General features: G+C 62.5%; 11 protein-coding genes and 1 pseudogene. 7 read left to right on the top strand and 5 right to left on the bottom strand.

Features of this window, described 5'->3' with window-relative positions:
* The 5 genes and pseudogenes from EOA78_RS33330 to EOA78_RS33310 all read left to right on the top strand — a co-directional run.
* A partial coding sequence (locus tag EOA78_RS33330) for a ThuA domain-containing protein (protein WP_164784054.1) occupies positions 1 to 909 on the top strand: 909 nt, incomplete at its 5' end.
* Between the two features lies 1 nt (position 910).
* On the top strand, positions 911 to 2287 hold the full coding sequence (locus EOA78_RS33325; RefSeq protein ID WP_127319756.1) for an aspartate aminotransferase family protein: 1377 nt from the start codon (positions 911 to 913) through the stop codon (positions 2285 to 2287).
* A 2-nt stretch (positions 2288 to 2289) separates the two neighbouring features.
* A complete protein-coding gene (locus EOA78_RS33320; RefSeq protein ID WP_127319754.1) occupies positions 2290 to 3219 on the top strand; it encodes a 3-keto-5-aminohexanoate cleavage protein in 930 nt (309 codons plus the stop codon).
* Between the two features lie 28 nt (positions 3220 to 3247).
* Positions 3248 to 3767: pseudogene (locus EOA78_RS33315) on the top strand (GNAT family N-acetyltransferase).
* Positions 3764 to 4795 (top strand): histone deacetylase family protein, encoded by a 1032-nt coding sequence (locus EOA78_RS33310; RefSeq protein WP_127319752.1) that lies wholly within the window; start codon positions 3764 to 3766, stop codon positions 4793 to 4795. Before EOA78_RS33315 ends, EOA78_RS33310 begins: the two are co-directional and overlap by 4 nt.
* Before the next feature lie 18 nt (positions 4796 to 4813).
* Here the strand turns inward: EOA78_RS33310 and EOA78_RS33305 are convergent, their stop codons facing one another.
* Entirely contained in the window at positions 4814 to 6079 is a 1266-nt protein-coding gene (locus EOA78_RS33305) for a cysteine desulfurase-like protein (protein ID WP_127319750.1), read from the bottom strand.
* A gap of 60 nt (positions 6080 to 6139) precedes the next feature.
* The gene (locus EOA78_RS33300; RefSeq protein WP_127319748.1) at positions 6140 to 7207 is read right to left on the bottom strand and encodes an aldo/keto reductase; all 1068 of its coding nucleotides are present in this window, start codon (positions 7205 to 7207) and stop codon (positions 6140 to 6142) included.
* Between the two features lie 375 nt (positions 7208 to 7582).
* Between EOA78_RS33300 and EOA78_RS33295 the strand changes: the two genes are divergently transcribed.
* Complete coding sequence (locus EOA78_RS33295; protein WP_127319746.1) at positions 7583 to 7747, top strand: hypothetical protein; 165 nt, start codon at positions 7583 to 7585, stop codon at positions 7745 to 7747.
* Between the two features lie 41 nt (positions 7748 to 7788).
* Here EOA78_RS33295 and EOA78_RS33290 read toward each other — a convergent pair whose 3' ends face one another.
* Positions 7789 to 8295 (bottom strand): DUF1993 family protein, encoded by a 507-nt coding sequence (locus EOA78_RS33290; protein ID WP_127319745.1) that lies wholly within the window; start codon positions 8293 to 8295, stop codon positions 7789 to 7791.
* A 123-nt stretch (positions 8296 to 8418) separates the two neighbouring features.
* Here EOA78_RS33290 and EOA78_RS33285 point away from each other — a divergent pair, with 123 nt between their 5' ends.
* Positions 8419 to 9468, top strand: a complete 1050-nt coding sequence (locus tag EOA78_RS33285; RefSeq protein WP_127319744.1) for a DUF1176 domain-containing protein — start codon at positions 8419 to 8421, stop codon at positions 9466 to 9468.
* On the opposite strand, the gene EOA78_RS33280 is transcribed toward EOA78_RS33285, so the two are convergent.
* Entirely contained in the window at positions 9465 to 10346 is an 882-nt protein-coding gene (locus EOA78_RS33280) for an alpha/beta hydrolase (RefSeq protein WP_245477956.1), read from the bottom strand. The two genes, EOA78_RS33285 and EOA78_RS33280, sit on opposite strands and share 4 nt — an antisense overlap.
* 31 nt (positions 10347 to 10377) lie before the next feature.
* On the bottom strand, positions 10378 to 11202 hold an 825-nt coding region (locus tag EOA78_RS33275; RefSeq protein WP_164784052.1), incomplete at its 5' end, for a nucleotidyltransferase family protein.

The following is an 11202-nucleotide window of genomic DNA, read 5'->3' as shown; positions in this document are numbered from 1 at the left end:
AGCTATGACAGCCTCTTCTTTCGTTTTGCCGAGCGTGCCGGCTATGGGGTCGATCTCGCCAGTCAGCACGAATTGCATTTTTCGCCCGAAATCCTCGACGGCTATGACTGCGTCGCCTTCGTCGGCCATGACGAATATTGGACCTGGGAGATGCGCGACGCGGTCGACGCCTATGTCGAGCGCGGCGGCCATGCGGCACGCTTCGCCGGCAATTTCATGTGGCAGACCAGGTTGGAGGACGCGGGCCGCCGGCAGGTCTGCTACAAATACCGTGCCCGTGCAGAGGACCCGGTCTATCGGAGCGGCGACGTGACGCGCGCCACTAATTCATGGGAAGCACCTGAGATCGGCCGGCCGGGCGCCTCGACTTTCGGGCTCAATGCGACGGGGGGCCTGTATGCCGGCTGGGGCGGTTGCGCGCCGCGCGGCGTGCGCGGCTTCCCGGTCTACCGGCCGGAGCATTGGGCGTTCGCCGGCACAGGCATCTATTACGGCGACCTGCTCGGCGCCGACAGCCATGTCTATGGCTATGAGGTCGACGGGCTCGACCACGAGATCCGAGGCGGACTGCCCTACCCGACGCCCAACAGTGGCGCACCGGACGGGCTGCAAATTCTCGCGGTCGGCATGGCTGCCCAAGTCGAGGAGAGCGCCGATGTTCCGTTCGAAGGCCGGTTCCTCGGCGACGAGGACGGACGCTTCACCGCCGAAACGCTGTTCGGCGATGCGAGCGACGCCAACCTCGACAAGGTCAAGCGCGGCAACGGCATGATCGTCAATTTCCTGCGCGGCAAGGGCGAGGTGTTCCACGCCGGAAGCTGCGAATGGGTCGCCGGCCTGCTAAGGCAGGACCCGATGGTCGAACTCGTTACCAAGAATGTTCTCGGCCGCTATCTCGGAAAGTCCTGACATGCTGAAATCCCAGACCCCTGCCCCGGACATCGAGACGCGCCCGTCAAATCTGTTCTATCTGTCCAGCCTGCGCCGGCCGCTAGTCGATCGCGCCGAAGGCATCTACATCTGGACGCAGGACGGCCGCCGCTTCATCGACGGATCGAGCGGACCGATGGTCGCCAATATCGGTCATTCCAACCGCAACGTGCTCGATGCGATGAAGCGGCAGATGGACCGCGCCACCTTCGCCTATCGGCTGCATTTCGAAAACGAGCCGGCCGAGGATCTCGCGCGGCTATTGGCTGCCAAACTCCCAGAAGGCATGGACCGGATCTTCTTCGTCTCGGGTGGCTCGGAAGCGACGGAATCCTGCATCAAGCTCGCCCGGCAGTGGGCAGTGGCGACAGGCCAGCCCAAGCGCTGGAAGGTGATCACCCGCTTTCCCTCCTATCATGGCGGCACGCTTGGTTCGCTATCCGTCACCGGCGACGACGCCTTGGCCGAAACCTTCACACCGATGATGCAGGTCATGCCGACCGTGCCGGCGCCGGCCGCCTGGCGCGACCGCGACAATCTCTCGATGGAGCAGCGCGGCATCCGCTACGCCGACATGCTGGAGGAGAAGATCCTCGCCGAGGGACCGGAAAGCGTGCTCGCCTTCATCATGGAGCCGGTCGGCGGCGCTGCCACCGCGGCGCTGGTAGCGCCGGACATCTATTATCCGCGCATCCGCGAAATCTGCGACCGCTACAGCATCCTGCTCATCCATGATGAAGTGATGAGCGGTGCCGGCCGCACCGGAAAATTCCTCGGTGGCGACCATTGGAACTGCAAGCCCGACATCGTCGCGCTGTCAAAGGGACTGGGCTCGGGCTATGCGCCGCTCGGGGCGCTGGCGGCACCGATACGGCTGGTGCAGCCGCTGCTCGCCTCCGGCGGCTTCCAGCACGGCCACACCTATGCCGGCAATCCGCTCGCCTGCGCCGCAGGGCTCGCCGTGCTCGGCGAAATGGACCGCCTCGGCCTGATCGCCAATGCGGCTGACCTGGGCGACCTTTTGATGGCTGAGCTGAAGGGGTTGGCCAAGCGGTTTCCGTTTATCGCCGACGTGCGTGGCAAGGGCCTGCTCCTAGGTGCCGAGATGGTCGCCGACCCTGATACGCTGGGGCCGATCGCACCGGCGAAGAAGGCCACCCAGCGGCTGCTCGACCTCGCCTATGAGCGCGGCCTGATCATCTATGGGCGAAAGGTCAAGGGCGGCTTCGACGGCGACAATTTCATGGTGGCACCGCCGATGATCGTTACCAAGGAACAGGTCGGCGAAATCGTCGCCATCATCGGCGACTCGCTGCAGGTGCTGGCCGGCGAGCTCGATCTGCCGGTCGAAGGCTGAAAATGGCGCCGCGAAAAGTCATTGTCACCTGCGCCGTCACCGGGTCGGTGCACACGCCGTCAATGTCGCCGCACCTGCCGGTGACGCCGGACCAGATCGCCGCAGAGGCGATTGCCGCCGCCGAAGCCGGCGCCTCGATCCTGCATCTTCACGCCCGCGATCCCAGCGACGGGCGGCCAACGGCCGATCCTGATGTGTTCATGCAGTTCCTGCCGCGCATCAAGCAGGCGACCGATGCGGTGATCAACATCACCACCGGCGGCTCGTCGCTGATGACGCTCGACCAGCGGCTGGCCGCACCGCTCAGGGCCGAGCCCGAAATGTGCTCGCTCAATATGGGCTCGATGAACTTCGCGCTGTTCCCGATGCTCGACCGACCAAGGGAGTGGCGGCATGAGTGGGAGCCAAAGCTGCTGGAAGCGACACGCGACACGATCTTCAAGAACACCTTTGCCGATATGGAGACCGTGCTCGAAAGACTGGGAAAGGGCTGCGGCACACGCTTCGAATTCGAATGCTACGATGTTGGCCACCTCTATTCGCTGGCGCATTTTCGCGACCGGGGGCTGGCGTCGGGACCTCTGTTCATTCAGTTCGTGTTCGGCATACTGGGCGGTATCGGCGCCGATCCCGACAATTTGGTCCATATGAAGCGTATCGCCGACAAACTGTTCGGCGACAGCTATCAGTTTTCGGTGCTGGCCCCCGGGCGCCACCAGATGCCGATGATCTCGATTGCAGCGGCGATGGGCGGCAATGTCCGCGTCGGGCTGGAGGACAGCCTTTACGACGGCCGTCAGCTGGCAAGGTCCAATGCCGATCAGGTGCGCCGTATCCGCGGCGTGCTCGACGGGCTGTCGCTGGACGTCGCCACGCCCACCGAGGCGCGCGAGATGCTGGCGCTCAAGGGCGGCGATAGGGTGGCATTCTGAAATGGTTTTGGCCTGAGATGTTTGCAAGTTGACCAATCCAGTACGCAACGAAGTTCTCATCCGGCCCGGCACCGGCGAGGACGCCGAAAGGATCCATGCCGCGATTCTGCGGCTTGGCGCGCATATCGGCGCACATCAGGAGATCACCTCAACAGCCGACGATCTTCGCACCTATGGCTTTGGTGAAAGACCTGCCTTCTCGACGCTGATTGCGGAAGTCGGCGGCGAGTTCGCCGGCCTATGCCTGCATTTCCCGATCTTCTCGACCTGGATGGGCCGGCCCGGCGTCTATGTGCAGGACCTCTATGTCGAGGACCGGTTTCGCGGCCGCAGGATCGGCGAACGCCTGCTGCGCCGTGCCGCGCGAGAATGCCGGAAGGACGGCGGCGTCTACCTCAGACTGTCCGTCGATACCGACAATGAAACCGCCAAAGCCTTTTACGAAAGACTGGGCATTGCCTGGTCGAGCTACGAGCAGGTGCAGAAAATCGTCGGCGACGCGTTCTTTTGCCTTCGCCGATGCGCCCGATGATGAGGAGCCAAGATGAAAGCCTTCTATGCCGAAGAACAGAAGCGCCATGATCCCAAGGCATTCCTCTCCAGCGGTGCGCAGAAACCCAATCCGGAAAAGCCGGAACGCGTCGAACGGCTGCTCGCCGGCGCAAGGGCCGCCGGCTGCACGATCGAACGGCCGAGAGATCACGGGCTTGGTCCCATTGCCGCGGTGCATACGCCCGAATATCTCGATTTTCTCGAGCACATCTTTGTGCGCTGGCAGCGCATCGAAGGCGCTTCGGCGGAAGTGATCCCCAACATCCACCCGATCGCGCGGAACGGCTCCTATCCGGCCTCGGCGGTCGGCCAGGCCGGCTACCACATGGCCGACACCGCTTGCCCGATCTCAATCGAGACCTGGCAGAGCGCGCTGTGGAGCGCCTGGAGCGCGGTCGAGGCTGCTGAGGCCGTGATGTCAGGCGTACCGGCTGCCTATGCGCTCTGCCGTCCGCCCGGCCACCATGCCTTTGCCGATGTCGCCGGCGGCTTCTGTTTCATCAACAATTCGGCGGTCGCGGCACAGACGCTCCGCAAGAATGCGGCGCGGGTGGCGATCCTCGACGTCGACCTGCATCACGGCAACGGCACGCAAGGCATTTTCTATGCGCGGCCGGACGTGCTCACCGTCTCGCTGCATGCCGATCCGGTGCGCTTCTACCCGTTCTTCTGGGGTCATGCCGACGAACGTGGCGAAGGGGCTGGCCTCGGCTACAATTTCAACCTGCCGCTGGCGCGCAAATCCGGCGACGCCGCATTCCTCGACGCGCTGGATGTGGCTTTCCAGCGTATCCGCGCCTTTGCGCCGGAAGCGCTTGTCGTGGCGCTCGGTCTCGACTCCTTCGAAGGCGATCCGTTCGGCGGACTGTCGGTAACGACACCGGGCTTCTCGCGCATCGGCGAGGCTATCGCCGGCCTAGGCCTGCCGATGGTCATCGTGCAGGAGGGCGGCTATCTCTGCGACGAGCTCGGCGACAATCTTACTGCCTTCCTCACCGGCTTCGGCGGCGGCAGGAAGTGGTAATATCAGCCGGATATCGCGTCAGAACCGCTCCTGTCGCAGCATGGCGACGACACGGCGCACGCTCTCCAGCGTCTCGTCGATCTCGGCCGCCGTGTTGTAATGGGCGATGCCGATGCGCACGACGCCCTGTTCGGCCGGAATGCCGAGCTGGTGGACGACCTCCCAGGCGTAGTTGTGGCCGGACCACAGGAAGATGTTTTCCGCATTCATCTGCCGTACGATCGTCTCCGGCACGATGCCGTCGACGGTGAAGGAGACCGTCGGGACGCGCTCTCCGACACGCGCCGGATCGGTAATGCCATGGATGGTCAGGCCTGAGATAGCCGACAGGCCGTCGATCAGCCTTTGCGCCAGCGGGTTCTCATAAATTATTGATCTTTCGAATGCCTTGGCGATCCTGGCGCGGCGCGAGCCGCCATCGCCTGCAGCCGCGCCGAGTTCCGCAAAGTAATCGACCGCGGCCGTCAGTCCGGCCATCAGCTCGATCTGCGGCGTGCCGAGTTCGAACCGCTCCGGCAGAGCATTGGACGAACAGCGGCATTTGTACGGTTTCAGTCTGTCGATGACATCAAGCCTGCCCCACAATATGCCCATATGCGGCCCGAAGAATTTATAGGCCGAGCAGATCAGGAAATCGCAGCCGATATCCCTGACGTCGATCAGGCCGTGCGGCGCGAACTGAACGGCGTCGACATAGACCAGGGCGCCGGTCTGCTTGGCAACGCGCGTCAGCGCCTTCACCCGGTTAATCGAGCCGGTCAGATTGCTCGCGTAGTTCAAAGCGACCAGCCGGGTCCTGTCGGTGAGCAGCGTAGCAAGCGCCGCCTCCTCGATCTGCCAGCTCTGCTTGTCCAAAGACAGCCAGTGCACGACAAGGCCAAGGTCTTCGGCCAGCTGCAGCCACGGCGATACGTTGCCCTCGTGGTCCATGCGGGTGAGAATGATTTCGTCGCCCGGTTTCATCGTGCGGCCGAGCGTGCGCGACATGTGATAGGTCAGAGTCGTCATGTTGGCGCCGATGATGATTTCCTGAGGGCTCGCAGAACCCAGGAAATCGGCCATCGCCGCATGGGCGTCATCGACGATTTGTTGCGCTGCGATCGTGGTTTCGAAGAATCCGCCGAGATTGGCGTTTGTGGTCAGCAGGCAGCGTGACACCGCGTCGGCAACCGCTTGCGGCACCTGCGTGCCGGCAGGGTTGTCGAGGTAGATGCGGCGACGGCCCTTGTCGGTCAGCGACAGGGCCGGAAATTTCTCGCGCACGACCTCAATCGGAAAATTCACTTATTCCCCCTCCCTCTTGTAATTATTTGGCAATCACACCTTACAGCGCAGGAAATCTGCTCACGGACACGGGTTACCGACACGCTGGTGAATTGCATCGACCGCCTTCTGCATGTCCTCGGTCCAGACGACATCGGCGCAAGACAGCGCCATTTCGAGCTGCGAAATGGTCGTCGCACCGATGATGCTCGAGGTGACGAAGGGCCGGCTCGTGACATAAGCATTGGCAAACAATGCCGGCTCCATGCCCAAAGAGCGCGCCAGCTCGTTGTACGCAAACTGTGCTTCCGCCGCATTGGGCGTCTCGTAGCGCTGGCCGCGATTGAAGAGCTGCGAACGCGAGCCTTGCGGCCGCGCGCCATGCTCGTACTTTCCGGTTAGGTAGCCTTGTCCCAGTGGCGAATAGGCGAGAAACGAAACCTGTTCGCGCTCGCAGACTTCGGCGAGGTTCACCTCGAAGCTGCGGTTGACGAGATTGTAGGCGTTCTGCAGCGACACCAGACGCGGACCGAGGCCCTTGTCGGCTTCGGCGATGAACCGCATCACGCCCCAGGAACTCTCGTTCGACAGGCCGAAATGGCGGATTTTTCCCGCCTTCACCAGTTCGTCGAAGACGGGGAGCGTTTCGGCGACCGGCGTCTCGCCGGCCGGTGCGCCGACGGAATCGGATCGTGACGCTACGGCGCCGATACGGTTCGGATTGGCGCCCCACGGCACGTCCCGTTCCGGCCAATGGATCTGATAGAGATCGAGATAATCGGTGTTGAGTCTGGTCAGCGACTTTTCGACGGCATCGAAAATGTCGGCGCGCACCAGCTTCGACGGGCGCCCGCCGCGGAACCATGCATTGGCGGTGCGGCCAACCACTTTCGAGGCGAGGATCACTTGATCGCGATTGCGCTTCGCTTTCAACCAGCTGCCGATGATTCTCTCGGTCCAGCCCTGCGTCTCCGCCTTGGGCGGGATCGGGTAGAGCTCGGCGGTGTCGATGAAGTTGACGCCGCGCGAAAAGGCCAGGTCCATCTGGGCGTGGCCGTCCGCTTCGGTGTTCTGCTGGCCCCAGGTCATCGATCCCAGGCAAATCTGGGAAACAAGAAGATCGGTCCGACCGAGGCGGCGTTTGTGCATGGGACTTTCTCCGGCGGGAAATTTTCGCGCGGCTGCGCGGCGAGGACGCTGCAGCATACAGGAAGGCGCGGGCTGTCTCCAAGCCCGCCGCCAATCGGCTAGCGACTTTTCCGTGAAATCTAGCCAGGGCGTGTAGTAAAAAAGCCGGACTGCATTTTTCATGCAGTCCGGAATTTCGCCAGGAATGGCGAGGAAAAAACCGGCGCTATGCCGGCCCTGAGACATACGGTCCGCCCGCGCCGGAAGTTTCACCGGACAAGTCGATTGGGGTCAAAATAATCAGCGCAGCATGGCTGCCATGCAAATGCTGCACTGCACAATTGTCATGATTTGCCTATATTGGGAGCTGTGGAGGATCAACAAGGGGCCTGATTCATGGGGTTCTTCACTGAAATGTTCGCCCGTCCGCGACCGCAGGAACATCTGCGCTATCGCGCGGCACTTGCCCTGCTTCATTCGATGAGCAATGCCGACCGCGCCGACATCGGCATCAAACCCGCCGACTTTCCGCGCGTCGCCCGCGAAATGTCCTCCCGCTAGTCGGATATCCCGGCTCGACCGGGATATCTCCTCACCATTCTTCAACGCGATCCCATGAAAATTGGCTTGCTCAGCGGCACACCGTTATGGCGCAGGATGTCGTAGGCGGTGGTCACGTGGAAATAGAAATTGGGCATGGCGAGATGCAGCAGATACTGCATGCCGACCATCGAAAACTCGCGCTGGCCAAGCTTCAGCTCGATCATTCTGTCATCGGAGCCGTCCATATCGGCAGCCGAGAATGTCGCCAGATGGTCGACGGTCTTGGCGATGCGCGCCTGGAGATCGGCAAAGCTCGCCTCGTTGTCTTCGTATTTGGGCACCTCGCGGCCGGCAAGCCGCGACGGCGCGCCCTTGGCGTGGTCCGTGGCGATCTGCACCTGCCTGGTTAGCGCGTACATGTCCGGCGCCAGCCTCGACGTCAAAAACACTTGCGGATCGATCTTGCGGTCAAGCGCATTCTGCTCGGCGATATCCAGCACGTTGGATAGCGCCTTCAATCTGGCCGAAAACACCGGCACGGACGCTTCGTACATCGATATGGTCACGTGAATCTCCTATCCGGCGGGAATGCCGACGGCGGGACCTAGCGCCTCCGCGGGCGATTCTTCAAGCGTCACCACGTCGCCGCAATCGGTATGATAGGATTTCCCACCTGGTGGAGATTCCCGATGAGAAGCGCCCTTTTCGCAGCGATCGCTTTTTTCTCCTTTGCCGTAACGGGCCAGCCAGCGCTCGCCGCCGAAGCGCCTTATGTCGACGACAGGTCGGACGCCGAAGCGGTCATCCGCTCGTTCTACAGCGCCGTCAACCGGCAAGAATTTGCGCGCGCCTGGGATTATTTCGGCGACACCAAGCCGGCCACGGATTTCGACGCCTTCGTAAAGGGCTATGACGGCACTAACGCCGTCGAAGTCAAAACCGGCGCCGTGTCCGAAGACGGTGCTGCCGGCAGCATCTATTACAGCGTTCCGGTCGCCATCCGGGCGACAGCTAAGGACGGCAGCGAAAATGTCTTTGCCGGCTGCTACACGCTGCGCCAGGTCAACGCCTCGATCCAGGAACCGCCATTTCGCCCGATCTTCATCGACAAGGGCGCGCTGAAACCGGCGAAGGCCGATTTCGAGAATGCTGTGCCGGAAAGCTGCGGCGACGGACCGCCACCGCCGAAGAAGGATGCGGCGCTGGAGCAGGCCAAGGAGGCGTTTGCGGCCACCTATGGCGAACAATGCGACAAGGAGATGCCTGGCGGCGAGCCTTTGGGAGAGCCGGACGCCTACTCGCTCCGCTACAAGGATGCTGGCGCCGCGGCCGACGAGCCCGAACGCGAGACGCGGCTGTTCCGATTCTTCTGCTCCATGGCTGCCTACAATGAGAGTGCCGTCTACTATGTCTACGACGAGGTATCCGGCGTCCGGCAGCTGCAGTTCGCCTCGCCGGAACTCGATATCCACTATGAGAACAACGATAGCGAAGGCAAGGTCGAGGCGATGAACGTCACCGGCTTCCAGACCGACGACCAGTTGGTCAATTCCGAATTTGACGACGTCACCAAGACGATCTCGTCCCTCAACAAGTGGCGCGGCGTCGGCGATGCCTCATCAGCCGGGACATATCTTTTTCGCAACGGCAATTTCTCGCTGGTGCAGTACGATGTCGACGCCTCCTACGACGGCGAGATCAACCCGCAGACGGTGGTGGACTACAACACCGCGCCTTAAGGGGCCTTCGACAGCATCCAATTGAGCGTGCCGCGCCAGTCGGTCATGCGGATCGGCGTGCCGTGCGTGCCTGTCTCGAAACGAACAAAGCGGGCCGGATAGGTTTTCGATTTGGCAAGGATCGAACGGAAGAAGGATTCCTGCTTTGCCACCGGAAACACCGGATCCTTGCTGCCGTGGCCGAAGAAGAGGGGAACACGACGCTTGAAAGCCGGGCTCGAGAAGAAACCCTCATCCCACAGCGAGCCGAGCAGCAGCAACCCGTCGATGCGGCCGCCCATGTCCTTGCGGGCGGCTAGCTTCCAGCACAACGCGCCGCCCATCGAGCCGCAGGCAACGAAGATCTTCGCGCCCGGCGACTGTTCGGCATAATGGCCAATCAGCGCGGCGATCTGGGCGGCACCGGTGTCGCCGAAATCGGTAAAGTCCGGGCTGAGATAGAGGCCGCCATTGCCGGCCATCAGGTTCTTGATGCGGTTGAAATTGCCACCGAATGTGAAGTCGTCGACGCCCTGCTTACGGCTGCCGCCCTGCCCGTGCAAATAGAGCACAATAATACCGGCGCCTTGCGTGCGGCCGACGGCGACGTGGAGGATATTGCCGGCATCGCTCTTCAGCGACAGATCCTGCTGCACCCTGCGCACGCCGGTATTGACATACTGCGCGTGCGCGCGGCGCTCCGGCACCTCGTCGCGGGCGTTGATATCGCGCAGCTCACGATAGTCGATAACTGTATAAGCGCCTTTGTTCCCCGACGAGAGCGTGGCCGGATAGGCAAACAGGTCGTCCTTGAAGGGCTTTAGCGACAGCGTTTGACCATACGCCAAACCCGAAAACAAAAGAAATATCGAGATTAGAAGGGGTAAAGGGAAAGCCATGCCAAAGGCATCGTTTTTCGGCTTCGGTTTGTCAATCCTGCAGCACGCCGCCGGCGCCTTCCAGCGCCTCGCGGGTGTCGACATCTATCGAAGCCGCCTTGCCGATCTCGACATCGACGACATCGAACCCCTCGGCCTCGACCAGATGGCGCGCGCCGGTATCGCCTTCGAGATGAGCGATCGCCGCAAACAGCGAGCGCGGCAGCAGCACCGGGTTGCCTCGCTTACCCTCATGCGAGGCGCGTACGACCGATCGGCCCTCGGACTTGCGGAATGCGTCAATCAGCCTGTCGAGGTCGGCCGACGAGACGCCAGGCATGTCGCCGAGCATGATCATGGCGCCGGCGGCATCGCCGGCAACCCGGGCGATGCCGGCCTTCAGCGACGAAGACAGGCCCTCGGTGAAATCCGGATTGTCGGCGAAGGTCACATCCAGGCCCGACAATGCGGCGTGTACGCGTTCGCGCTGATGGCCGGTGACAACGATGATACCCGAAGCTTTCGAACCGAGCGCGCGCTCGGCGGTGCGGCGCACGAGCGGCTTGCCGTCGAACAGCGCCAGCAGCTTGTTCGGGCCGCCCATGCGGCTGGAGCGACCGGCGGCCAGCAGCACGACATCGACTTTCAACTCGGCCCTGGCCGGCAGCGGCTCGCGCGGCTGTGGCCGCGTCGGGATTTCCATCAACAGACCGCCGACACCCATGCCGGCAATATCCTTGGCCGTCACGTCGAGACCGGCAATCAACCTGTCGAGAACCCAGTCGAAGCCGTTTTCCTTAGGGCTGCGCGCGCAGCCGGGCGCACCGATGACGCGCTTGCCGCCAAGTGTGCCGAGCACCAGCAGATTACCGGGATC

Source organism: Mesorhizobium sp. M5C.F.Cr.IN.023.01.1.1 (assembly GCF_003997585.1).
In the GTDB taxonomy this organism is placed as follows: Bacteria; Pseudomonadota; Alphaproteobacteria; order Rhizobiales; family Rhizobiaceae; genus Mesorhizobium; species Mesorhizobium wenxiniae.
This window is presented reverse-complemented; position numbering and strand designations above follow the sequence as displayed.

Bases quoted from the DNA above. Each gene is read 5' to 3' on its own strand.
- EOA78_RS33320 (WP_127319754.1), top strand. From the start codon at position 2,290: ATGGCGCCGCGAAAAGTCATTGTCACCTGCGCCGTCACCGGGTCGGTG.
- EOA78_RS33280 (WP_245477956.1), bottom strand. From the start codon at position 10,346: ATGGCTTTCCCTTTACCCCTTCTAATCTCGATATTTCTTTTGTTTTCG.
- EOA78_RS33295 (WP_127319746.1), top strand. From the start codon at position 7,583: ATGGGGTTCTTCACTGAAATGTTCGCCCGTCCGCGACCGCAGGAACAT.
- EOA78_RS33285 (WP_127319744.1), top strand. From the start codon at position 8,419: ATGAGAAGCGCCCTTTTCGCAGCGATCGCTTTTTTCTCCTTTGCCGTA.
- EOA78_RS33325 (WP_127319756.1), top strand. From the start codon at position 911: ATGCTGAAATCCCAGACCCCTGCCCCGGACATCGAGACGCGCCCGTCA.
- EOA78_RS33300 (WP_127319748.1), bottom strand. From the start codon at position 7,207: ATGCACAAACGCCGCCTCGGTCGGACCGATCTTCTTGTTTCCCAGATT.
- EOA78_RS33310 (WP_127319752.1), top strand. From the start codon at position 3,764: ATGAAAGCCTTCTATGCCGAAGAACAGAAGCGCCATGATCCCAAGGCA.